A 20,590-nucleotide genomic window follows, 5' to 3' on the forward strand; every position below is an offset into this window, starting at 1 on the left:
TCGTCTATTTCTCGCTTTCCACCAGCCCTTTGACAAAGAGCTTCTGCATTGCAATCACCACCAGCACCGGGGGCACCATCGCCAGGATCGCGGTGCCCATGATCAGGTGCCAGACCGGCAGCGCCTCGCCCGAGTTCACCATCCGCTGAATGCCCATCACCACCGTGTAGAGGCTCTCGTCCGAGGTCACCAGGAACGGCCAGAGATACTGGTTCCAGCCATAGATGAAGAGGATGATGAACAGCGCCGCGATATTGGTGCGGCTGAGCGGCATCAGGATGTCCCAGAAGAACCGCATCGGCCCCGCGCGGTCGATCCGCGCCGCCTCGACCAGCTCGTCGGGGATGGTCAGGAAGAACTGCCGGAACAGCAGCGTCGCTGTGGCCGAGGCAATGAGCGGAATGATCAGCACCGTGTAGGTGTTCAGCAGCCCCAGCTTGGTCACCACGTCGAATGTGGGCAGGATCCGCACCTCGACCGGCAGCATCAGGGTGATGAAGATCATCCAGAAGAACCCCATGCGGAACGGGAACCGGAAATAGACCACGGCATAGGCGGCCAGGATCGACACCGCAATCTTGCCGAAGGTGATGCCCAGCGCCATGATCAGGCTGTTCCACATCATCCGGCCCAGCGGCACGCCGCCGGCCTCGGGCAGGCCGGCGGCCAGCAGCTGGCTGTAGTTCTGCCAGCCCTGGTCGCCGAACCACATCGGGATCGGCGAGCGCGCCAGCGCGTCGGGCCCGTGGGTCGAGGCGACCAGCGCCATCCAGACCGGAAAGCACAGGAAGACCACGCCCATGATCAGCGCGAAATGGGTCAGGAAGGTCAGCAGCGGGCGGTTCTCGACCATCAGTAGACCACCTTTCGCTCGACATAGCGGAACTGGACGATGGTCATGGCGATCACCAGCGCCATCAGGATCACCGACTGCGCCGCCGAGGACCCGTAATCCTGGCCCACGAAGCCGGTGCTGTAGACCCGGAACACCAGGATCGATGTGGCGTCCACAGGCCCGCCCTCGGTAGTGGCGTGGATCAGCGCGAAGGTGTCGAAGAAGGCATAGACCAGGTTCACCACCAGCAGGAAGAAGGTGGTCGGCGTCAGCAGCGGAAAGGTGATGGTCCAGAACCTCTGGAACGGTGTCGCCCGGTCGATCGCCGCCGCCTCGATCAGCGAGCGCGGGATGGATTGCAGCCCGGCCAGGAAGAACAGGAAGTTGTAGCTGATCTGCTTCCACGCTGCCGCGACGATCACCAGCAGCAGGGCCTGGTCGCCGTTGACATAGTGGTTCCAGTCCACACCGGCATTCTGCAGCCAGTAGGCGACGATGCCCAGGGACGGGTTCATCAGGAAATACCAGATCACCCCGGCCAGCGCCGGCGCCACGGCATAGGGCCAGATCAGCAGCGTGCGATAGCTGGTGGCGGCCCGCACTACGCGGTTGGCCGCTACGGCCAGCGCCAGCGCCAGGCTCATCGCCAGGAAGGCCACCGACAGGCCGAAGATCAGCGTGGTGCGGAAGGACCGCAGATAGCCGGGATCGTCGAACAGCTCGGTATAGTTGAGCAGACCCACCCATTGGCGGGAGAAGCCGAACGCGTCCTCAAGGAAGAATGAGCTTTCAAGCGCCTGGTAGGACGGCCAGAAAAAGAACACCACCGTCACCGCGATCTGCGGCGCCACCAGAAGATAGGGCAGCAGGCGGGAGCGGAACACCACGCGCTTTTGCATGAAACCTCTCGGGTGTCGGAAGACGGGGCGGCCCGCGCAAGCGCGCCGCCCCGGGGATCGCCGATCAGCTGTTGGCGGCCTGGAACTTGCGCAGCAGCGCGTTGCCGCGCTCGACGGCGGCGTCCATCGCCTCGCGGGCGTCCTTCTGGCCGGACCAGACGGCTTCCAGCTCTTCGTTGATGATGTCGCGGATCTGCACGAAGTTGCCGAAGCGCACGCCTTTGGAGGCCGGGGTCGGCGCGTTCAGGCTGAGCTGCTGGATGGCGGTGTCGGTGCCGGGATCGGTCTCGTAGAACCCCTGCTCCTTGGACAGCTCGTATGCGGCCGTGGTGATCGGGACATAACCTGTCTCCTGGTGCCAAAAGGCCTGGGTGTCGGGCTGCGACAGGAACTGGAAGAAATCCGCCACGCAGGCATATTCCGGCTGTTCATGCCCCTGCAGCACCCACAGGGTCGCGCCACCGATGATGCCGTTCTGCGGCGCGTCGGCCACCTCGGTATCCAGCGGCAGCATGGTCTGGCTGAACTCGAAATCCTTGATGTCGTTCTTGAACCCGCCGTAATAGGCCGACGAGTTGATCCAGAGCGCGGTCTCGCCGTTCACGAACTGCGCGCGCGAGTCGCCGCGCCGCCCGCCATAGGCAAAGAGACCTTCCTTGCCCATGTCGGCAATGCGCTGGATGTGGCCGACCACCGCGTCGTTGTTGAAGGTGAACTCGGTGTCCAGCCCGGCAAAGCCGTTCTGCTGCGAGCCCAGCTCGATGTTGTGCCAGGCCGAGTAGTTCTCGATCTGCGTCCAGGACTGCCAGCCGAAGGAGAAGGGCTTGGCGACGCCGTTCTCTTTCAGTTTGCGCGCCGCCTCCTCGACCTCGTCCCAGGTGGTCGGCACCTCGACGCCGGCTTCGTCCAGCGCGGTTTTGTTGTACCACAGGACCGGGGTGGAGGAGTTGAAGGGCAGGGACAGCAGCCGGTCCTCGGTGTCGGTGTAATACGAGATCACCGCCGGCAGATAGGCGGATTGGTCGAAATTGATCCCGGCATCCTCCATCAGCTGATAGACCGGATAGATGGCGCCCTTGTCGCCCGCGGCCATCATCGTGGCGGTGCCGACCTCGAAGACCTGCACCACATGCGGCTGCTCGCCGGCGCGGAAGGCGGCGATGGCGGCGGTCATGTTCTCGGTATAGTTGCCCTTGTAGACGGCGTTGACCTGGCAGGTCTCGGACCCGGCATTGTAGTCGGCGGCGAACTTGTCGACCATTTCGCCCAGCTGGCCGCCCATGGCGTGCCAGAAATCAACCTCGGCCTTTTCGGCGGCGGCGCCGGTCGCGGTCAGGGCGGTGGCGGCGAGTGTCAGGATGGATGTGGTTTTCATGGTTTCTCCCTTTGCCGGCGCGGCGCAAGTGCCGTCCGGTCGGATGGCCGGGGCCGGCCCGGCGGCCGCCCCGTTGCGCGTGCTAGTCATCTTGCGTGACAGTCTTGTGAATCCAAATGAAACCCATGCGAAAATCGAGTCAAGGCGATACTGCCGCAAAACGCGCCTCACTCCGGCGCGGCTCGTCCCGAATCGCGCGCGTTCCGCGCCCATTTCAGTTTGCGTTGCCACGCAGTTTGCGAGGCTCCGCCTCGCGCTCCGAGGTATTTTTCAGCGAGAGGAAGGGCAGGCGCCTGTTTCCTCTTGCCTGAAATATCCCGGGGGAGGCGCCCGGAGGGCGGCGGGGGCAGAGCCCCCTGCATCGGCCTCGCGCAGAAAAAAGGCCGCCCGGAGGCGGCCTTGGTTGAAACGCGGGTCGGGTCGGCTCAGAAGCCCAGGCCCTCGTATTTCTTCTTGAACTTGGACACGCGGCCGCCGGTGTCCATCAGCCGCGAGCTGCCACCGGTCCAGGCCGGGTGCACGCTGGGGTCGATGTCAAGCGAAAGCTGGTCGCCCTCGCTGCCCCAGGTGGACTTCATCTGCACGACGGTGCCGTCGGTCATCTTGACGTTGATGACGTGGTAATCGGGATGGGTGTCTTTTTTCATCGCTCCGCTCCTTACGCCCGGGCGCCCGACTTGGGCTTGTAGTTGGTGACTTCCGCGATCCGGGCCGACTTGCCGCGGCGCGAGCGCAGGTAATACAGCTTGGCCCGGCGGACCTTGCCGCGGCGGACCACGGTGATGCTGTCGATATTGGTCGAGTAGAGCGGGAACACCCGTTCAACGCCTTCGCCAAACGAGATCTTGCGCACTGTGAACGAGCCGTCGATGCCGTCGCCGTTCTTTCGGCTGATGCAGACGCCTTCGTAATTCTGCACACGGGTGCGCGTGCCTTCGGTCACCTTGTAACCGACGCGCACGGTGTCGCCGGCCTTGAAGTCGGGGATGTCCTTCCCCAGGGCGGCAATCTGTTCCGCCTCGAGCTGTGCGATCAGGTCCATCTGATCATCTCCTCATATGCTCGTGGTTGCTCCACGAAGGTGGTATGCGCCCTCAGAGCTCTCGGTCTTCGATCGGGTCCGCCACTGCGCCCGCCAGAGATCAGGTCGTCCGTTTGCTTGTCGCTTCGGGATTGATGGGCGCGGGTCGAAGCGGTTCCGCACGGCGTCATACCCCGAAGGTCCGGAGCCGCGAGCGATTCCGAACTCGCGCGGTATAGGGCGGAACCACGGGACGATCAACCGGTTTTTCAGGCAAGCTCAGTGCCGGATCACCATGCCTTGTCCTGTCGGCAACTCAAGCACGCTGTGGCCCCGGGCGGCCATGAATTCGTTCTCGGCATGCCGTTGTGCGGAATAACCGGTCCAGCCATAGTCGTCGAACAGGATGATCCCGCCCGGCATCACCTTGTCGAACAAGGCCTCGAGCGCGGCGATTTCCGACGCGGCCGAGTTCATGTCGATATGCAGCAACGCAATCTGCTCAGGGCAGGCCTGTCGGAAGCTGTCGGGCACCATGCCGCGAACGATGCGCGTGTTGGGCACCTTGGCGAAGCGATCCTGGACGATTTTCAGAATGGCATCCGGATCGTCGGCGATGGCGCGTTCGTAAACCGCGTTGTTGCGGTTCTCGGAGTTCATGTTTTCCGGAATTCCGGAAAATGTGTCGTAGAGATACAGAGTCTTGTCGGTCGCCGCGAAATCAAGATAGTCGGTCAGAAAGGCAAAGCTGAACCCTTTCCAAACGCCGCACTCGACGAAATCGCCTTGTCCACGCAAGGCCAACTGGCCGGCCCAGACCAGGGTGTGCAGCCGCCACGCCAGAGATCTTTCCTGCGAATTCTGGGCGTTGCGCTTCATTGTCTCGACAAAGCGGCGATCCTCGCGGAACGCGGCGCTGCGCTGTATGCCGATCAGATTATCGGCGGCGTAGACCGACCCGCAAAGCTCGTTGATGGTTGCCAACGCCTGCTCGAATCTCTTGCCGTTCTCGCCCTTGAAGTTTCCGTAAAACACGCTCCGTCCTTCCGATCAGCCTCAAACGCCAAGCTCGCAGTTCGCCAAACCGGTTGGCGTATGTCAATCACCCGAGTTTTCGCTACCCTCGTGTACGGCCCACAGGTCGGGACGGCGTTCTTGGGTGATTTCTTCCGCCAAACGGCGCCGCCATTCGGCCACCTTGCCGTGATGACCCGACATCAGAACCTCCGGAATCTCGCGCCCCTGCCAAACGGCCGGGCGGGTGTATTGCGGATGTTCCAGAAGGCCTGACGCGAAGCTCTCGTCCCGGGCCGAGGCTTCGTTGCCCAGCACGCCGGGGATCAGGCGGACGGTGGCGTCGATCAGGGCCTGAGCGGCGATTTCGCCGCCGGTCATCACGAAATCGCCCAGCGAGACCTCCTGGACGCCGTAATGCTCCAGCACGCGCTCGTCCACGCCCTCGAACCGGCCGCAGATCAGGGTAGCGCCGGGACCGCGGGCGAGGTCGCGCATCATCGCCTGGTCCATCGGGCGGCCGCGCGGGCTGAGATAGATCAGCGGTTGCGGGGCACCGGCCTGCGCCTGCGCGTGTTCGATCGCCGGGCCCAGGACATCGGCACGCAGCACCATGCCGGCGCCGCCGCCCGCCGGGGTGTCGTCGACATTGCGGTGCCGGCCGATGCCGAAGCGGCGCAGGTCGATCGTGTCGAGCCGCCACAGCCCGTCCTTGAGCGCCCGGCCGGTCAGGCTTTCGCCCAGCACGCCGGGGAAGGCGTCGGGGAACAGGGTGATAACATGGGCGGCCCAGGCGCCGTGCAACTGGGGCGCGGGCGTGATCAATTCACGCGGTCGGGCCGTGGCGCGGATGGCCTTGCGGCCATGCGACCGGGCGGGCGGTGCGGTGTCTGGATCGCGGTCGGACATGCCATGCCTCATACGCCACAGGCGCGGCGCTGGAAACGCAAAAAAGCCGGATGTCAGCCAGTGGAGGACACGCCGCGCGCCCCTGTCATTCCGGGAACAGGCCCTCGGGCGGGTCGGCCACGATGCGGCCCGCGCCCAGGTCGACGGTCGGCACGGCGTCGTGGGTGAAGGGCAGCAGGACCGTGGTCTTCAGCCCCGGCGCCTGGATTTCGAGCAGGTCCGAGGCGCCGTGGTTCAGCACCGCCTTGACCCGGCCCAGCGGCGCGCCGCCGGTGTCGTGCACCTCCAGGCCGATCAGGTCGGTATGGTAGAACTCGTCATCCGGCAGCTTGGGAAGCTGGTCGCGCCGCGCAAAGAGGCGCAGGCCGCGGATCGCGTCGGCCTGTTCCTTGGTCTCGATCCCCGACAGGCGGGCGGCAAAGCCGTTCTTGACCGGGCGGGTGAGGGTGATCGTGTAGCGGTTGGCGCCGGCCTCGTCGGTGAGCGGCGAGTAGCTCTCGATGTCCTCGGGGGTGCTGGTGAAGCTTTTCAGCCGCACCTCGCCGCGCACGCCGAAGGCGCCCGCAACCGCACCGACACAGATCAGCTCGCTCATCTTTGCCCTCCCTGGCACAGGTCGTCCACGACCCTTCCGCCGGCATCGAGGCAGCGGTCGGTATGGGCGTTGCGTTCATAGAACATCCCGGCCACGAAGGCGATCAGCACCAGGATGGGGAGTCTCAGCAGTCCGAACATCGCACCTCAACGGGTTTCCAGATGCAGCGTGGTGCGGCGGGTTTCCCAGCCTTTGCGCTGCAGTTCCGGGGTGTCTGATATCGCCTCGGGCCGGCCGATGCAAAAATAACCGATCAGCCGCCAGGCGGCGGGGGTCTCGAGGTCCCGGCTCAGCCGGTCGGCGTCCAGGATCGACACCCAGCCCATGCCCAGCCCCTCGGCCCGCAGGCGCAACCAGAAAAGGGTGATGGCGCTGACGACGGAATATCGGCGCATCTCGGGCATCGTGCCGGCGCCGAGGCCGTGGCCCTGCGCCGTGGCGTCGTCGCAGAACACCGCCAGGTGCACCGGGGCGTCTTCCATGCCCGAGAGCTTCAGCTGGCCGTAGAGCGCGGCGCGCGCTCCGGAATAGCCTTCTAGCGCCGCTGCATTGGCCTGGCGGAAATTGTCGATCGCCGCGGACCGGGCGGCGCTGCTGTCCACCCGGAGGATCCGCCAGGGCTCGCTGAGCCCCACCGATGGCGCCAGCGAAAACGCGTCGAGGCAGCGCGCAAGCACTGCCTCGTCCACGGGCTCGCGGCGAAACCGGCGCACGTCGCGCCGGACCCGCATCAGCAAATCGAGCCGGGTGCGGAAGTCGTCGTCGAACTCGGGCTCCCGCACAGGAAAACCGCTCAGCTTTCGGCGGCTTCCGCGGGCGCCTCGGAGGCTTCGGCAGCCTTGGCGGCCTTCTCCTCGGCGCGTTCCTGGGCCTTCTTGCCGGGCGTGCCCTTCTGGGGGTTGTTGCGCTCGGCCTTGCTGCGGGTGCCGGCGGCTTCCAGCATGCGGGCGATGCGGTCGGTGGGCAGGGCGCCCTTGTCCAGCCAGTGCTGGATGCGCTCCATGTCCATCTTCACGCGATCCTCGCTGTCCTTGGGCAGCAGCGGGTTGTAGGTGCCCAGCTTCTCGATGAAGCGGCCGTCGCGCGGCATGCGGCTGTCGGCCGCGACGATGCGGTAGAAGGGGCGCTTTTTCGAACCGGCGCGGGCGAGACGGATTTTCATAGCCATTGTGAATACTCCTTTGATGGCGTTGACCGGGCAATCCCCGGTTATTCCTGGTGTTCCTTGTGGTGTCGGATGACTTCCCGAATGATGAAATTCAGGAATTTCTTGGCGAAATCGGGGTCCAGATCGGCCTCCTCCGCCAGAGCTTCGAGCCGTTCGATCTGTTGCGCCTCGCGCGCCGGATCGGACGGGGGAAGGTCGTGCCGGGCCTTGAGACGGCCCACGGACTGGGTGTGCTTGAACCGTTCGCCCAGGGTATAGACGAGGATCGCGTCGAGCCGGTCGATGCTCTCGCGGTGCTCCTTCAGCAGCTCGGCGGCACGGGTTGCGGGATCGGTCATGCGCACCTCCGCGCGGCGGCGGGCCGCGGCAGTCCGGTCGGGATCTCAGTCAAGGGCCCATCCTTTCGGTTTGAACAGCGGATCGGCGTAGTGGCCGATCTCCATCTCGATGCCATGTGCCAGCTGGCTGCCGTCGAGCTGCGCCGGCGCGGGGTGGCGATAGACCGCGTCGTTGCCGTCGATGGTCGCGGCCTCGTGGTCCTTTTTGGCGCCCAGCCGCTCGGCCAGGCGGATCGAGTCGAGGTTCTTGGGGTCGATGTAGCTGACCGCGGTTTCCCAGCCCCGTTCGCGGTAGAAATACCGCCGGGCGGCGTGCACCGCCTCGAGCGCATAGCCGTGACCGGCGGCGTCGGGCCAGATCACCCAGGCGATCTCGCGCTCGGGCCATTTGGCCGGCATCCAGCCGCCGGCCATGCCAAGCGTCTTGTCGGTCGCCTTGTCGTGGATCATCCACATGCCATAGCCGCGGATCTGCCAATGCCCGATCTCGGCGGCGTAGAGCATCCACGATTCGTAAGGGTTCAGCGGCCCGCCCATGAAGCGCGCGCGGTAGCTGGTGAAGGTGGCCTTGAAGTTCGGGTAGTCCTCGGGTTCAGGTCCGCGCAGCACCAGGCGGCGGGTTTCCAGTGTGGGTATGCTGTTCATTGCAGCCCCCTTTCCGCCGGGTCGGGACGCGGATGGCGGAAGACCACGGAGGTTTCGCCACCCTCGGTGATCTCGCCCTCGCGCAGCGCACCCAGCCGCCCGGCCAGCCGGATCGAGCGGGTGTTGTCGGGGTCGATATAGCTGACCAGCGAGGGCAGGTTCAGATGTTCGAACCCATAGGCGCGGGTGGCCTCGGCGGCCTCGGCCGCGTATCCGTGGCCTTCGCCCGCCTGCGTCATCATGAAGCCCAGTTCCGGCTCGCGGTCGCCCGGTTCGAAGCCGAGCAGGACAAAGCCCAGCAGCGCGCCGTCCTGCCGCGCCGTCACGGTCCAGATGCCGTGACCGCGCAGCAGCCAGCCGGCGACCATGTTCGAGAAATCATACCAGGCGGCCGCGCGCGTGGCGCAGCCAAGGTGCCGGCCGCGCGGGCTGGCGGCGATTTCAGCATAGGCGTCGACATCGACGATGCGCGGTGCGCGCAGCACCAGGCGCCGGGTCTCCAGCACCGGAATCCGGTCGGCCAGCTGCGCCGCCAGGGCGGCCGCCGGCCCGGTCGAGGGAGTTTCGCAGGCCAGCCGGGTCATGCCGCCCCCGCCCGGGGATGGCGCCAGACCTGGCAGGGGGTGCCGACAACAGTGCCGTCACGCTCAAAGCTCGCGCCCAGCCGTTCGGCCAGCGCCAGCGAGCGGGCGTTCTCGGGCACGATATAGGAGATCGGCGCGGCGATGCCAAAATGCCGCGCGCCGTGGTCTCGGGCCGCGCACGCGGCCTCATAGGCATATCCCTTGCCCTCGTACCCGTCATAGAGGTGCCAGCCCAGTTCCGGCTCGTCCCAGTCGAGCCCGTTGATGAACCCGACCCGGCCGACGGGCTGGCCGCCGTCGCGCTCGGTCACCATCCACATGCCATAGCCGCGCAGGGCCCAGTGGCCGAGACCGGACAGGAAGATGCGCCACGCCTGGAATCGGTCGGCGGGACCGCCGACCAGGTGCGACCGCGGCGAGGTATAGAACGCTGCATGCGCCGCGAAGTCCGACTCCAGCGGGCCGCGCAGGACCAGGCGGTCGGTGGCGATCACCGGGATATCGCGCAGGACGGCGGTCATGCGTAGGCCTCGATCCCGCCGGCGGCCAGATCCTCGGGCGCGGGGTGGCGCCAGATCTCCAGCGCGCCGAACCGTTCGTGCTCGTGCGTGCCATCGGCCCGCGCGCCCATGCGGCGGGCGACGTTGCGCGAGGCCGCGTTCTCCGGGGCCACCAGGCTGATCGCCGTGGTCCAGCCCAGCGTGTCATAGGCATATTCGCGCGCGGCCAGCGCCGCCTCGGTGGCGTATCCCTTGCCCTCGAACCCGTCGAACAGGTCCCAGCCGATCTCGGGCTCGGGCCAACCTTGCGGGAACCACAGGCCGATCAGCCCGGCCAGCTTGCCGGTTGCGGTCTCCACCACGCTCCAGCGGCCGAAGCCACGCAGCTGCCAATGACCCAGTTCCGCGGCCAGGTAGCGCCAGCTCTGCTCGGCCGGCACCGGGCCGCCGACAAAGCCCGACCGCTCGGACGCAAAGAATGCGGCGAAGACCGGGAAATCGCCGGCTTCGGGCGCGCGCAGCGTCAGGCGCGGGGTGGATATGGTGGGGATCGGGGTCACGTCACTTCTTCTTTCCGAACCCGCTCAGACCCGGCGGCAGGCCCATGCCGCCGCCCATGCCGGGCATCCGCCCGCCCATCGCCTTGGCGGCCGCTTCCATCGCCTTGGGGTCCATACCCTGCGCCATCTCTTCGGGGCCGGGACCGCCCTTGCCGAACATGCCCTTCATGGCCTGTTTCAGCATCTTGCCTTTGCCCATCTTGCCCATCTTCTTCATCATGTCGGCCATCTGCCGGTGCATCTTGAGCAGCTTGTTGAGGTCGCTGACCTCCATGCCGGACCCGGCGGCAATGCGCTTCTTGCGGCTGGCCTGCAGGATCTGGGGGTTGGCGCGTTCCTTCCTGGTCATCGACTGGATCATGGCGACCTGACGCTTGATCACGTTGTCGTCGAAGCCCGATTCCTCGACCTGCTTGGCCATCTTGCCCATGCCCGGCATCATCGACATCATGCCCTGCATGCCGCCCATCTGCTGCATCTGTTCGAGCTGCATCTTGAGGTCGTTCATGTTGAACTGACCCTTGGCCATGCGCTTCATCATGCGCTCGGCCTGCTCCATCTCGAGCGTTTCCTGCGCCTTTTCCACCAGCGCCACGATGTCGCCCATGCCGAGGATGCGGCCGGCGATGCGCTCGGGTTCGAAGGTTTCCAGCGCGTCCATCTTCTCGCCCAGGCCGACGAAGCGGATCGGCTTGCCGGTGACCGCGCGCATCGACAGGGCCGCGCCGCCGCGGCCGTCGCCGTCCATCCGGGTCAGCACCACGCCGGAGATGCCGATCTTGGCATCGAATTCCTCGGCCACCTCGACGGCGACCTGGCCGGTCAGCCCGTCGACGACCAGCAGGGTCTCGCGCGGATTGACGGCGTCGCGGACGTCCTCGACCTCCTGCATCAGCACCTGGTCGATCTGCAACCGGCCGGCTGTGTCCAGCATGTAGACGTCATAGCCGCCCAGGCTGGCCTGCTGCTTGGCGCGTTTGGCGATGTCGACGGGTTTCTGGCCCGGCACGATGGGCAGGGTGTCGACGCCGATCTGGGTGCCCAGCACCGCCAGCTGTTCCATCGCCGCGGGGCGGTAGACGTCGAGCGAGGCCATCAGCACTTTCTTGCCCTCGCGGTCCTTGAGCCGCTTGGCCAGCTTGCCGGTGGTGGTGGTCTTGCCGCCGCCCTGCAGGCCGACCATCAGGACCGGCGCGGGCGGGTTGTCGATCTTGAGCGCGCCGGGATCGTCCTCGCCGCGCAGCACCTCGATCAGCGCGTCATGCACGATCTTGACCACCTGCTGACCCGGCGTGACCGACTTGGTCACCGCCTGGCCGGTGGCCTGCGATTGCACCTTCTTGACGAAATCGCGCGCAACCGGCAGCGACACGTCCGCCTCGAGCAGGGCGACGCGCACCTCGCGCAGGGCGGTTTTGACGTCTTCCTCGGAAAGCGAGCCCTGCTTGGTCAGCCGGTCGAAGACGCCGGACAGGCGTTCGGAGAGATTTTCAAACATGCCTCGGCCCCTTTTCTGCCGGTTGCGGTCAGCCCCCATATGGGAGCGGTTCAGTAATGCACAAATGCCCCCACGGGCGAAACTCGCTGGTGGGGGGCGATCCCCGCCGATGCGGGGACCGGAAACTCTGGCGCTTCCGGATATATGGGCGTTTCGGTATGACGAATGCCCGGCGGAGTCAAGTCGGGCTTGAACCCGCCGGCACACCCGATGAGGATGCGCGGCGAAAGACGCATGTGGGCAATGGGAGAGAGTGATGGAGGCAAGGCCGGAGGATCGGGACGAACTGCCGGTGTCGTCGGACGCGCTGCTGGCGCGGCTCGATGGCTGGGGGCTGAGGTATGTCCTGCACCGTCACAAACCGTTGCGCACCGTCGAGGACGCCAAGACGGTCGAGGCCGACTTCGCGGTTCCGGGGCAGCGGGCGCTGCGGATCAAGAACCTCTATCTGCGCGACCGCAAGAAGAGAAACTATCTGGTGTCGCTGGAACAGGATCGCGAGGTCGATCTCAAGGCGCTGGGCGCCGAGCTTGGTGCGGGTGGCCTTTCCTTCGGCTCACCCGAACGGCTGATGCAGCATCTCGGCATCCGGCCCGGCGCGGTCAGCCCGCTGGCGATGATCACCGGGGTGACGACCAGGGTGCGGTTCGTCCTTGACGCGGCCGTGCGGCAGGCCGATGTGATCAACATGCATCCGCTGGTCAACGACCGGACCGTGGTGATGGCGCGCGACGACCTGATGGCGTTCCTCGACCGGATCGGGTGTCAGGTGACCTGGCTGGACTGAACGGTCCGGGATCAGCTGTCTTCGGCCAGAGACCGCTCCAGCGCGGCGGCGACATGGGCGGCAGAGGGGTTGAGGAAGTGGAACCCGCCGGCCCGGAACTGCTGGTCGTCGAGATGGCCGGGAAAGGCCAGAGGCAACTCGGTGCAGGCCAGCAGGATGACCTGATCCGGCCCCGCATGGCGGCGGCAGATCGCAAGCAGGCGCTCGCGCGCCCGGTCCGAGGCGCCGCCGTGGAAATCGGTGTCGATCAGTGCCTGCATCTCGTCCATGTCGTCCTCGGCCAGCGGGTCATTCGCGGTGACACCGTGGGCGGCAAGCGCCTCGGCATAGTGCGGCGCCCGCATGGTGACCGAGGTGCCCAGGACCAGCGCGCGCGTGGCCCCGGTTTCTGCCGTGGCGCGGGCGGCGGCGTCGAAGATCGACAGGATCGGCATCGTCACGCCCCGGCGGATCGCGTGCAGGCGCATATGCGGCGTGTTGCTGGCGATCAGGCCGAAATCGCATCCCGCGCGTTCCAGCGTCAGCAGGGCCGCGCGGAACACCGCGTCAAAGCCGTCCCAGCTGGCCTCGTCCCCGGGCATGCCGCGCAGGGCGCGCGTCTGTGCCTGGGTGACCGATTCGATGGTCATCGGCGGCACCGGCAGCGGCGAGGTGGCACCACGGGCGGCGAAATGGCGGCCGGCGCCCTCGCAGATCGCGCGGTAGTAGTCGATGTCGAGGCCCAGCCGACGCCGCCCAGAATGCCGATCTTCTTCATGCCGCCGCCCCAAACTCTGTGCCCGGCGCCCAGAATGCGCCGCCGCGGACCGCGGGTCCAGCCCGGCGGCGCATGCCGTTCAGGCGGCGAGCCGGTCGGCCGCCTGGTTGGCCGAGGACAGCGCGGCCTCGGGGTCGAGCGCCATGCGGTCGGCGGCCACGATCTGCACGTCGGTGATGCCGACAAAACCCAGGATGTGGCGCATGTAGGTGGTGGCAAAGTCGATCTCGGACCCCACCTGCGTGCCGCCCGATGCCACGGCAAGGATGGCCCGCTTGCCGGTCAAGAGGCCGACGGGGCCCTGTTCGGTATAGCGGAAGCTGATTCCGGCCCGGGCCACCAGGTCGATCCACGCCTTGAGCGCGGCGGGCACCGAGAAATTGTAGACCGGCAGGCCGATCACGACCGTGTCGGAGGCCTGCAGTTCGGCGAGCAGCGCATCGGACTGGGCCAGTTCGGCGCGCTGGTCCGCGCTGCGCTGGTCGGCTGGGGTCTGGTTGGCCGCGATCCAGTCGCCGGTGATCTGCGGCAGGGCGGTCGTCAGGTCGCGGCGGATGATGCGATCGGGGGCAAGCCGGGTCACGATGCGCTGCGAGAGGCTGCGCGTGACCGAACCCTGACGGCGGGCGGAGGCGTCGATATGCAAGACTGTGGTGGTCATCCTTGTGATCTCCTGAAACGGATGGGGTCTGGTGAGACAGACTTGATCTTTGCAAAAATTCACGCAATACCGAGTTTCAAACAGTTTGTGTTGGAAATTGCACATAAGCGGGACGGCCGGTGATGGACAATTGGGACGAGGTGCGCACGGCCTATCAGGTGGCGCGGATGGGCACGGTCAGCGGCGCGGCCGAGGTTCTGGGCGTGCATCACGCCACGGTGATCCGCCATATCGACGCCATCGAGGGGCGGCTGGGGGTCAAGCTGTTCCAGCGCCATGCGCGGGGCTATACCGCGACCGAAGCGGGGCAGGACCTGCTGCGCGTGGCCCAGGCGACCGACGATCAGCTCAGCCAGCTGGCCGGGCGGCTGAAGGGGCAGGGTGACGACGTGACGGGCGAGCTGGTCGTGACCTCTCTGACCACCATCGCGCCGCTGGTGGCGCCGGCACTGGCCAAGTTCCAGGCCGCGCATCCCGGGCTGATCGTGCGCTATCTGACCGGCGACCGGCTGTTCCGGCTGGAATATGGCGAGGCGCATGTGGCGATCCGCGCCGGCGCCGCGCCCGAGCAGCCGGACAACGTGGTGCAGCCCTTCATCTCGCTCGAGACCGGCCTCTATGCCAGCCGCGCCTATGTGGCCGAGCACGGCAAGCCCGACAGCGTGGCCGGGTTCGACGGGCACAGCTTTGTCGGCAGCGACGACGCGAGCAGCCGGGCACCCTTCTCGGTCTGGCTCCGGGCCAACGTGCCGGCCGAGGCGATCCGGTTCCGCGGCACCAACGGCCAGACCCTGCAGGAGGCGATCCTGGCCGGGGCCGGGATCGGGTTCATGGCGCACTGGCAGGCGGCGCGCCATCCCGACCTGGTCGAGATCATGGGCCCGCAGGAGGACTGGACCAGCAAGCTGTGGCTCGTCACCCATGTGGACCTGCACCGCAGCACCAAGGTCCAGAGCTTTCTGTCCTTCATCAAGCAGGAGGCCAGGGCGTGGTGCCCCTGAGCGGCGAGGCGCGCGGCCACCTTGCGATGCTGTGCTTTTCGGCGCTGGTCGCGGGCAGCTTCTCGCTGGGCAGCCTGGTCGCGAACGAGATGGCTCCGCTGGCGCTGACGGCTGTGCGGTTCGCCATCGCCGCCCTGGTGATCGCGGCGGTTGCGGCGGCGACAACCGGCGTGCCGCGCAGCGCGCTGGCCGCCCCGTGGCGCTACCTGGTGCTGGGCGGCACTTTCGCCGCCTATTTCGTGTTGATGTTCGAGGGTCTCAAGACCGCGCCGCCGGTGAGCGCGGCGGCGGTGTTCACCCTGACGCCCATGGTGGCGGCACTGGCCGGGTGGGTCATTCTGCGCCAGGTGACGACCGCGCGCACGGCGTCGGCGCTGTGCATCGGCGCTCTGGGCGCGCTCTGGGTGATCTTCCGCGCCGACTGGAGCGCGCTGCGCGCCTTCGAGGTCGGGCGCGGCGAGGCGATCTATTTCGTGGGCTGCGTGGCGCATGCGGTCTATATCCCGATGGTGCGGCGGCTGAACCGGGGCGAGCCGGCGGTGGTGTTCACGCTGGGCACGCTGCTTGCGGGCTGCGCCGTGCTGACCGTGATCGGCTGGCCCGCCCTGCGCGCCACCGACTGGGCCGGGCTGAGGCCGCTGGTCTGGGTCACGATCCTCTATGTTGCCGTCTTTGCCAGCGCCGCGACCTTCGTGCTGACGCAATATGCCGCCATGCGCCTGCCCTCGGCCAAGGTGATGGCCTATACCTATCTCACGCCCAGCTGGGTGATCCTGTGGGAAATCGCGCTGGGCCACGGCGCGCCGCGCTGGCTGGTGATGGTCGGGGTGTCGCTGACGATCGTGGCGCTGCGGATGCTGCTCAGGCCGGATCCCGACCGGCCGCGCGCAGGGCGGCCGCGCGGGACGCGGGCGCCGTCCTCGGGCGCGCCGCCGGCAGCTTGATCGGGGGCCGATGCAAGCAGAAGGGAGCAGCGATGATCGAGGGCCTGAGCCACATGACCTTCGTGGTGCGCGACCTGGACCGGATGGAACGGATCCTGACAACCGTGCTGGACGCGCGGCGCATCTATGACAGCGGAGACCGGACATTCTCGGTGTCGCGCGAACGCTTCTTCGACATCGCCGGCATCTGGGTCGCGACGATGGAGGGCGATCCGCTGCCGGATCGAACCTACAACCACGTCGCGTTCAAAATGGCGCCCGAGGAGTATGACGACCGCTTGCGCCGCATCCGGTCGCTGGGGCTGGACGTGCGCGAGGGCCGTCCGCGGGTCGCGGGCGAGGGTCAGTCGATCTATTTCCACGACCACGACAACCACCTGTTCGAGCTGCATACAGGCACGCTGGAGGATCGCTTGCGGCGCTACCGGCAGGGCTGATGCGCGGTTCAGCCCTCGCCGCTGTTCGGCGTGCGTCCGACCATGCGGTCGGCCTCGGCGGTCAGATCGTTGAGCAGGGCTTGCAGATCCAGCCGCAGCGCCTCGATCTGGTCGGCGTCGGCCTTGCGCGGCACGGACTGGGTCCATTCGCGGCACAGTATGACGCCTTCGGTCCAGGGGCGCGGCAAGAACAGCCGGTCCCAGGTTCCCGCCTCGTGCGCGTTTCGCGCTGAATAGGTGACCGCGAAAACCCTTTTGCCCGAGGTCCGTGCCCAGATCAGTGGCACGGTCGAGCAAACCCGCTCGGGACCGCGCGGGCCGTCGGCGGCGATGCCGATCGAGATGCCCTGCCGGATCTTGCCCAGCACCTCGCGCGAGAGCGCCACATGGCGCTTGTGGCTGGACATCGCGATCGTGTCCATGCCGAAGAGTTGCTGGACCCGGCCGGCCATGCTGCCGGCCCGTGCCGACGATGTGATCGTGCAGATCGGCGCTTTGTCGAGCGGGAAGAGATAGGGCGATTGCGTTAGCCGTTGGTGCCACAGAACGACGATCACCGGTTCGCCGTCGTCGACCAGCGCGTCAAGCGTCTCGAATCCGATGCGCTGCCAGCGCGAGCTGCGATGGACCAGCCGAAAATAGGAGGCGATGCGCCGGGCGACCCAGTTCTGCACGGCTTCGCTGTCGGCAATCTTCTTTCGCAGGCTCACGGTTTTTCCCTTGTGCGCGATGCGGAACACGGCGGGGGACGTTCTGCCCGTAAACCGCCGGAAGGCGCAACCTGTTTGTCGGACGACAGAGGCGCGCGGGCGGCAAAAATCCCTCTTGTCACCCGTGCCGCGCTGTCCTATTTGAGGGCGCGCTAGGGGTATAGCTCAGTTGGTAGAGCGACGGTCTCCAAAACCGTAGGTCGCGGGTTCGAACCCTGCTGCCCCTGCCATTTCCCGACATGACGTGACGAATTCGGCCGGTCACGGTGCCGGAGCGCTTTGGCGTTGCCGCTGCGCGCCAATCGCGGCAAGGTCCGGGGCATGATGCAGTTTTCCGACTTTCCCCGCCTGCGCCTGCGTGTCTATCTCGGCCCCGGCGACTGGGTCGGGCCGGGCAAGGCAGAGTTGCTGGAGCATATTGCCGAGACCGGCTCGATCGCGGCGGCGGGGCGGCGCATGGGCATGAGCTATCGCCGGGCGTGGCAGTTGGTCGAGACGCTGAACGCGATGTTCCGCGATCCGGTGGTGGAAAGCAGCCGGGGCGGAGTGCGCGGCGGCGGCGCGACGCTGACCAAGACCGGGCGCGCCGTCCTTGCGGCCTACCGCGCCGCCGAGGCCGAGGCGCGGCGGGCGGCAAGTGACCCATTGCAGGATCTGCGCGCGCTGCTGGGGCCGGCCGGAGATTAGCCCTTGCGCGCCCGGTCCGCGCCACCGATATTCCCGGTGATACATAACGACCCGGAGAATCCCCCGATCATGTTCCAGTCCGGCACCCTGCGCGGGCCGATTTTGTGCCTTGCCGTCCTGCTGGGGCTGGTCTTGCCCGGTGTCGCGCGGGCCGAGGCGGTGACGGTCTTTGCCGCCGCCAGCCTCAAGACCGCGCTGGACGAGATTGCCGCGCTCTACACTGCCGAGACGGGGCAGAAAGTGGTGGCCTCTCATGCCGGGTCGTCGGCGCTGGCGCGGCAGATCCAGCAGGGCGCGCCGGCGGACCTGTTCATTTCGGCCAGCCCCGACTGGATGGATCAGCTTCAGGATGCGGGGCGGATGGATGCGGCCAGCCGTTTCGACCTGGCCGGCAACCGGCTGGTGCTGATCGCGCATGATGCGCAGGCCGCACCGCTGGATATCGGGCCGGAGATGGACCTCTCCGACCGGCTGGAGGGCGGGCGGCTGGCCATGGCGCTGGTCGATGCGGTGCCGGCGGGGATCTACGGCAAGGCGGCGTTGCAGCAGCTGGGGCAATGGCGGGCGGTGGCACCGCATGTGGCACAGGCCGACAACGTGCGCGCGGCACTGGCGCTGGTGGCCACCGGCGCGGCGCCGCTGGGCATCGTCTATGCCACCGACGCCGCGGTCGAGCCTCGGGTGCGGGTGCTGGGCCGCTTTCCTGACGGCAGCCACCCGCCGATCCGCTATCCGGCGGCGGCGGTGGCCGGGCGCACGGGCGAAGCGGCGGCGTTTCTGTCCCATCTGCGCGGCGCGGCGGCGCAAGAGGTGCTGGCGCGGCACGGTTTCGTCCCGGTGACGGAGTGAGCGGGATCGTGGACTGGCTGGGGCCCGAGGGCTGGCAGGCCGTGGCGCTGTCGCTCAAGGTGTCGATCTGGGCGACGCTCTGCGCGCTGCCGCCGGGGATCGCTGTGGCGCATGTGCTGGCGCGCCGGGACTTTCCGGGCAAGCAGATCCTCAACGGGCTGGTGCATCTGCCGCTGGTGCTGCCGCCGGTGGTGACCGGCTACCTGCTGCTGCTGGGCTTTGGTCCCAACGGGCCGCTGGGCCGGTTGCTCGAGCCTTTGGGGATCGAGTTCGCCTTTCGCTGGACCGGGGCGGCACTGGCGGCGGGGATCATGGGATTTCCGCTGCTGGTGCGGGCGATCCGCCTGTCGATCGAGGCGGTGGATCCCAGGCTGGAACAGGCCGCCGCCACGCTGGGCGCCTCTCGCGTCTGGGTTTTCGTGACGGTGACGCTGCCGATGATCCTGCCGGGGATGGTGGCCGGTGCGGTGCTGGGTTTCGCCAAGGCGATGGGCGAGTTCGGGGCCACCATCACCTTTGTCTCCAACATCCCCGGCCAGACGCAGACGCTGCCCTCGGCAGTCTATGCCTTCCTGCAGGTGCCCGGCGGCGAGCCGGCGGCGATGCGGCTTGTGGTGATCTCGGTCGCGGTGGCGATGGGCGCGCTGCTGATCTCCGAGGCGGTGTCGCGCCGGGTCGCGCGCCGGGTGGCGGGCACATGAGCCTGGAGGTCGCCCTGACCCACGCGCTGCCGGACCTGGCGCTGGATATCTCATTCGAGGTGCCGCGCGGGGTCACGGTGCTGTTCGGCCGGTCGGGCGCGGGCAAGACCACGGTGGTCAACGCGGTGGCCGGCCTTCTGCGCCCCGACCGGGGGCGGGTGGCCCTGGACGGCCGCGTCCTGTTCGACACGCAGGCGGGCATCTGGGTGCCGCCGCATCGCCGCAGGCTCGGCTACATCTTTCAGGAGGCGCGGCTGTTCCCGCATATGACAGTGCGGCAGAACCTGGCTTTCGGCCGCTGGTTCGCACCGCGCGGACCCGGGGCCGAGGATCCCGCGCATGTGGTCGATTTGCTGGGCATCGGGCATCTGCTGGACCGCCGGCCCGCCCTGCTGTCAGGCGGCGAAAAGCAGCGGGTGGCGATTGGCCGTGCCCTGCTGGCCCGGCCCGAGATGATTCTGGCCGACGAGCCGCTGGCGGCGCTGGACGAGGCCCGCAAGGGCGAGATCCTGACCTATCTGGAGCGGGTGCGCGACGAGGTGGCGGTGCCGATCCTCTATGTCACCCATTCGGTGGCCGAGGTGGCACGGCTGGCCAGTTCGGTCGTGGTGCTGCAGGAGGGCCGGACGATCCGCCAGGGACCGGCGACCGAGGTTCTGGCCGACCCGGCCGTTATGCCCACCGGAGTGCGCGCGGTCGGTGCCCTCATCGAGGCCGAGGTGGTCCGGCAGCTGCCCGATGGCCTGACCGAGCTGGTCGCGGGCGGCCTGCCGCTTTTCGTGCCCCGCATTGCGCCGGCGGCGGGCGCGCAGGTCCGGCTGCGGATTGCGGCGCATGACGTGATCCTGTCGCGGGCCCGGCCCGAGGGTCTTTCTGCACTCAACATCCTGCCCGGCCGGGTCGCGGCGATCCGCGCGGGCGAGGGGCCGGGGATGATGGTGACGCTCGATACCGATGCCGGGGCCTTGCTGGCGCGGATCACCCGGCGTTCGGCGCAGGCGCTCGGGCTGGATGTGGGCGCCGCCTGCCACGCGGTCCTGAAGTCCGTGGCGATCGCGCCCGAGGATGTGGGTGGCCGGCCGCTCGGCGGGCCTTAGATGTCGAGCCGTCAAGAG

28 protein-coding genes and 1 tRNA gene are annotated in these 20,590 nt (G+C 67.5%); 9 read left to right on the forward strand and 20 right to left on the reverse strand.

The features are described from left to right. Positions 1-4: 4 nt before the first annotated feature. The 17 genes from ugpE to ffh form a co-directional block, all read right to left on the reverse strand. Entirely contained in the window at positions 5-853 is an 849-nt protein-coding gene (gene ugpE / locus BMX57_RS15290; protein ID WP_092369004.1) for a sn-glycerol-3-phosphate ABC transporter permease UgpE, read from the reverse strand. Beyond that, entirely contained in the window at positions 853-1,734 is an 882-nt protein-coding gene (ugpA, locus tag BMX57_RS15295; protein ID WP_092369007.1) for a sn-glycerol-3-phosphate ABC transporter permease UgpA, read from the reverse strand. Before ugpA ends, ugpE begins: the two co-directional genes overlap by 1 nt. Before the next feature lie 64 nt (positions 1,735-1,798). Further along, the gene (ugpB, locus tag BMX57_RS15300) at positions 1,799-3,109 is read right to left on the reverse strand and encodes a sn-glycerol-3-phosphate ABC transporter substrate-binding protein UgpB (protein WP_092369010.1); all 1,311 of its coding nucleotides are present in this window, start codon (positions 3,107-3,109) and stop codon (positions 1,799-1,801) included. Between the two features lie 425 nt (positions 3,110-3,534). Then, a complete protein-coding gene (gene rpmE / locus BMX57_RS15305) occupies positions 3,535-3,756 on the reverse strand; it encodes a 50S ribosomal protein L31 (protein WP_092369013.1) in 222 nt (73 codons plus the stop codon). An 11-nt stretch (positions 3,757-3,767) separates the two neighbouring features. Continuing rightward, positions 3,768-4,151, reverse strand: coding sequence for a 50S ribosomal protein L19 (gene rplS / locus BMX57_RS15310; protein ID WP_092369016.1), 384 nt, complete (start codon positions 4,149-4,151; stop codon positions 3,768-3,770). A 258-nt stretch (positions 4,152-4,409) separates the two neighbouring features. After that, positions 4,410-5,165: a TylF/MycF/NovP-related O-methyltransferase gene (locus BMX57_RS15315; protein WP_092369019.1), complete on the reverse strand. Its 756-nt coding sequence runs from the start codon at positions 5,163-5,165 to the stop codon at positions 4,410-4,412. A gap of 63 nt (positions 5,166-5,228) precedes the next feature. Then, positions 5,229-6,053, reverse strand: coding sequence for a tRNA (guanosine(37)-N1)-methyltransferase TrmD (gene trmD, locus BMX57_RS15320; RefSeq protein ID WP_092369022.1), 825 nt, complete (start codon positions 6,051-6,053; stop codon positions 5,229-5,231). 85 nt (positions 6,054-6,138) lie between these two features. Then, entirely contained in the window at positions 6,139-6,648 is a 510-nt protein-coding gene (gene rimM / locus BMX57_RS15325) for a ribosome maturation factor RimM (protein ID WP_092369025.1), read from the reverse strand. Continuing rightward, positions 6,645-6,788: a hypothetical protein gene (locus BMX57_RS20735; protein WP_177175476.1), complete on the reverse strand. Its 144-nt coding sequence runs from the start codon at positions 6,786-6,788 to the stop codon at positions 6,645-6,647. Before BMX57_RS20735 ends, rimM begins: the two co-directional genes overlap by 4 nt. Positions 6,789-6,794: 6 nt before the next feature. Beyond that, positions 6,795-7,430 (reverse strand): 5,6-dimethylbenzimidazole synthase, encoded by a 636-nt coding sequence (gene bluB, locus BMX57_RS15330; RefSeq protein WP_229724258.1) that lies wholly within the window; start codon positions 7,428-7,430, stop codon positions 6,795-6,797. Between the two features lie 11 nt (positions 7,431-7,441). Further along, complete coding sequence (gene rpsP / locus BMX57_RS15335) at positions 7,442-7,816, reverse strand: 30S ribosomal protein S16 (RefSeq protein ID WP_092369028.1); 375 nt, start codon at positions 7,814-7,816, stop codon at positions 7,442-7,444. Positions 7,817-7,857: 41 nt separating this feature from the next. After that, positions 7,858-8,154, reverse strand: a complete 297-nt coding sequence (locus tag BMX57_RS15340) for a chorismate mutase (protein ID WP_092369030.1) — start codon at positions 8,152-8,154, stop codon at positions 7,858-7,860. 45 nt (positions 8,155-8,199) lie between these two features. Continuing rightward, positions 8,200-8,799: a GNAT family N-acetyltransferase gene (locus BMX57_RS15345; RefSeq protein WP_092369033.1), complete on the reverse strand. Its 600-nt coding sequence runs from the start codon at positions 8,797-8,799 to the stop codon at positions 8,200-8,202. After that, complete coding sequence (locus tag BMX57_RS15350; protein ID WP_092369036.1) at positions 8,796-9,383, reverse strand: GNAT family N-acetyltransferase; 588 nt, start codon at positions 9,381-9,383, stop codon at positions 8,796-8,798. The genes BMX57_RS15345 and BMX57_RS15350 overlap by 4 nt, the downstream gene beginning before the upstream one ends. Then, positions 9,380-9,904: a GNAT family N-acetyltransferase gene (locus BMX57_RS15355; protein ID WP_092369039.1), complete on the reverse strand. Its 525-nt coding sequence runs from the start codon at positions 9,902-9,904 to the stop codon at positions 9,380-9,382. The genes BMX57_RS15350 and BMX57_RS15355 overlap by 4 nt, the downstream gene beginning before the upstream one ends. Next, the gene (locus BMX57_RS15360; protein ID WP_092369042.1) at positions 9,901-10,443 is read right to left on the reverse strand and encodes a GNAT family N-acetyltransferase; all 543 of its coding nucleotides are present in this window, start codon (positions 10,441-10,443) and stop codon (positions 9,901-9,903) included. Before BMX57_RS15360 ends, BMX57_RS15355 begins: the two co-directional genes overlap by 4 nt. 1 nt (position 10,444) lies before the next feature. After that, positions 10,445-11,941: a signal recognition particle protein gene (gene ffh, locus BMX57_RS15365; protein ID WP_092369045.1), complete on the reverse strand. Its 1,497-nt coding sequence runs from the start codon at positions 11,939-11,941 to the stop codon at positions 10,445-10,447. Between the two features lie 256 nt (positions 11,942-12,197). Between ffh and BMX57_RS15370 the strand changes: the two genes are divergently transcribed. After that, the gene (locus BMX57_RS15370) at positions 12,198-12,728 is read left to right on the forward strand and encodes a prolyl-tRNA synthetase associated domain-containing protein (protein WP_092369048.1); all 531 of its coding nucleotides are present in this window, start codon (positions 12,198-12,200) and stop codon (positions 12,726-12,728) included. Positions 12,729-12,739: 11 nt separating this feature from the next. Here BMX57_RS15370 and BMX57_RS15375 read toward each other — a convergent pair whose 3' ends face one another. Beyond that, positions 12,740-13,498 carry an aspartate/glutamate racemase family protein gene (locus BMX57_RS15375; protein ID WP_229724259.1) on the reverse strand — a complete coding sequence of 253 codons (759 nt, stop codon included), beginning with the start codon at positions 13,496-13,498 and terminating at the stop codon, positions 12,740-12,742. Between the two features lie 66 nt (positions 13,499-13,564). Next, positions 13,565-14,146: an FMN-dependent NADH-azoreductase gene (locus BMX57_RS15380; protein WP_092369051.1), complete on the reverse strand. Its 582-nt coding sequence runs from the start codon at positions 14,144-14,146 to the stop codon at positions 13,565-13,567. Positions 14,147-14,268: 122 nt separating this feature from the next. Between BMX57_RS15380 and BMX57_RS15385 the strand changes: the two genes are divergently transcribed. Genes BMX57_RS15385 through fosX form a run of 3 tightly spaced genes read left to right on the forward strand, consistent with a single transcriptional unit; the run spans position 14,269 to position 16,528 of the window. Continuing rightward, a complete protein-coding gene (locus BMX57_RS15385) occupies positions 14,269-15,147 on the forward strand; it encodes a LysR family transcriptional regulator (protein WP_092369053.1) in 879 nt (292 codons plus the stop codon). Beyond that, entirely contained in the window at positions 15,144-16,091 is a 948-nt protein-coding gene (locus BMX57_RS15390) for a DMT family transporter (RefSeq protein ID WP_092369313.1), read from the forward strand. Before BMX57_RS15385 ends, BMX57_RS15390 begins: the two co-directional genes overlap by 4 nt. Before the next feature lie 32 nt (positions 16,092-16,123). Further along, positions 16,124-16,528: a FosX/FosE/FosI family fosfomycin resistance hydrolase gene (fosX, locus tag BMX57_RS15395; RefSeq protein ID WP_092369056.1), complete on the forward strand. Its 405-nt coding sequence runs from the start codon at positions 16,124-16,126 to the stop codon at positions 16,526-16,528. Between the two features lie 8 nt (positions 16,529-16,536). On the opposite strand, the gene BMX57_RS15400 is transcribed toward fosX, so the two are convergent. After that, complete coding sequence (locus tag BMX57_RS15400) at positions 16,537-17,238, reverse strand: lysophospholipid acyltransferase family protein (protein ID WP_092369316.1); 702 nt, start codon at positions 17,236-17,238, stop codon at positions 16,537-16,539. A gap of 154 nt (positions 17,239-17,392) precedes the next feature. On the opposite strand from BMX57_RS15400, the gene BMX57_RS15405 reads away from it, so the two are divergent. The 5 genes from BMX57_RS15405 to modC all read left to right on the forward strand — a co-directional run bounded on the left by BMX57_RS15405 (position 17,393) and on the right by modC (position 20,572). Beyond that, positions 17,393-17,468, forward strand: a tRNA-Trp gene (locus BMX57_RS15405). A gap of 91 nt (positions 17,469-17,559) precedes the next feature. Continuing rightward, positions 17,560-17,925, forward strand: a complete 366-nt coding sequence (locus BMX57_RS15410; protein WP_092369319.1) for a winged helix-turn-helix domain-containing protein — start codon at positions 17,560-17,562, stop codon at positions 17,923-17,925. A 69-nt stretch (positions 17,926-17,994) separates the two neighbouring features. Continuing rightward, positions 17,995-18,774: a molybdate ABC transporter substrate-binding protein gene (gene modA / locus BMX57_RS15415; protein ID WP_092369059.1), complete on the forward strand. Its 780-nt coding sequence runs from the start codon at positions 17,995-17,997 to the stop codon at positions 18,772-18,774. Positions 18,775-18,782: 8 nt separating this feature from the next. Continuing rightward, positions 18,783-19,475 (forward strand): molybdate ABC transporter permease subunit, encoded by a 693-nt coding sequence (modB, locus tag BMX57_RS15420; protein WP_092369062.1) that lies wholly within the window; start codon positions 18,783-18,785, stop codon positions 19,473-19,475. Then, entirely contained in the window at positions 19,472-20,572 is a 1,101-nt protein-coding gene (gene modC / locus BMX57_RS15425) for a molybdenum ABC transporter ATP-binding protein (protein ID WP_092369065.1), read from the forward strand. The genes modB and modC overlap by 4 nt, the downstream gene beginning before the upstream one ends. Positions 20,573-20,590: the final 18 nt, after the last annotated feature.

This window comes from Cribrihabitans marinus (assembly GCF_900109035.1).
Lineage (GTDB): Bacteria > Pseudomonadota > Alphaproteobacteria > Rhodobacterales > Rhodobacteraceae > Cribrihabitans > Cribrihabitans marinus.

What these genes read in the sequence shown, in the direction of transcription:
- ugpE (WP_092369004.1), bottom strand. Translation starts at nt 853, where the DNA reads ATGGTCGAGAACCGCCCGCTGCTGACCTTCCTGACCCATTTCGCGCTG.
- ugpA (WP_092369007.1), bottom strand. Translation starts at nt 1,734, where the DNA reads ATGCAAAAGCGCGTGGTGTTCCGCTCCCGCCTGCTGCCCTATCTTCTG.
- ugpB (WP_092369010.1), bottom strand. Translation starts at nt 3,109, where the DNA reads ATGAAAACCACATCCATCCTGACACTCGCCGCCACCGCCCTGACCGCG.
- rpmE (WP_092369013.1), bottom strand. Translation starts at nt 3,756, where the DNA reads ATGAAAAAAGACACCCATCCCGATTACCACGTCATCAACGTCAAGATG.
- rplS (WP_092369016.1), bottom strand. Translation starts at nt 4,151, where the DNA reads ATGGACCTGATCGCACAGCTCGAGGCGGAACAGATTGCCGCCCTGGGG.
- trmD (WP_092369022.1), bottom strand. Translation starts at nt 6,053, where the DNA reads ATGTCCGACCGCGATCCAGACACCGCACCGCCCGCCCGGTCGCATGGC.
- rimM (WP_092369025.1), bottom strand. Translation starts at nt 6,648, where the DNA reads ATGAGCGAGCTGATCTGTGTCGGTGCGGTTGCGGGCGCCTTCGGCGTG.
- BMX57_RS20735 (WP_177175476.1), bottom strand. Translation starts at nt 6,788, where the DNA reads ATGTTCGGACTGCTGAGACTCCCCATCCTGGTGCTGATCGCCTTCGTG.
- rpsP (WP_092369028.1), bottom strand. Translation starts at nt 7,816, where the DNA reads ATGGCTATGAAAATCCGTCTCGCCCGCGCCGGTTCGAAAAAGCGCCCC.
- BMX57_RS15340 (WP_092369030.1), bottom strand. Translation starts at nt 8,154, where the DNA reads ATGACCGATCCCGCAACCCGTGCCGCCGAGCTGCTGAAGGAGCACCGC.
- BMX57_RS15345 (WP_092369033.1), bottom strand. Translation starts at nt 8,799, where the DNA reads ATGAACAGCATACCCACACTGGAAACCCGCCGCCTGGTGCTGCGCGGA.
- BMX57_RS15350 (WP_092369036.1), bottom strand. Translation starts at nt 9,383, where the DNA reads ATGACCCGGCTGGCCTGCGAAACTCCCTCGACCGGGCCGGCGGCCGCC.
- BMX57_RS15355 (WP_092369039.1), bottom strand. Translation starts at nt 9,904, where the DNA reads ATGACCGCCGTCCTGCGCGATATCCCGGTGATCGCCACCGACCGCCTG.
- ffh (WP_092369045.1), bottom strand. Translation starts at nt 11,941, where the DNA reads ATGTTTGAAAATCTCTCCGAACGCCTGTCCGGCGTCTTCGACCGGCTG.
- BMX57_RS15370 (WP_092369048.1), top strand. Translation starts at nt 12,198, where the DNA reads ATGGAGGCAAGGCCGGAGGATCGGGACGAACTGCCGGTGTCGTCGGAC.
- BMX57_RS15380 (WP_092369051.1), bottom strand. Translation starts at nt 14,146, where the DNA reads ATGACCACCACAGTCTTGCATATCGACGCCTCCGCCCGCCGTCAGGGT.
- BMX57_RS15385 (WP_092369053.1), top strand. Translation starts at nt 14,269, where the DNA reads ATGGACAATTGGGACGAGGTGCGCACGGCCTATCAGGTGGCGCGGATG.
- fosX (WP_092369056.1), top strand. Translation starts at nt 16,124, where the DNA reads ATGATCGAGGGCCTGAGCCACATGACCTTCGTGGTGCGCGACCTGGAC.
- BMX57_RS15410 (WP_092369319.1), top strand. Translation starts at nt 17,560, where the DNA reads ATGATGCAGTTTTCCGACTTTCCCCGCCTGCGCCTGCGTGTCTATCTC.
- modA (WP_092369059.1), top strand. Translation starts at nt 17,995, where the DNA reads ATGTTCCAGTCCGGCACCCTGCGCGGGCCGATTTTGTGCCTTGCCGTC.
- modC (WP_092369065.1), top strand. Translation starts at nt 19,472, where the DNA reads ATGAGCCTGGAGGTCGCCCTGACCCACGCGCTGCCGGACCTGGCGCTG.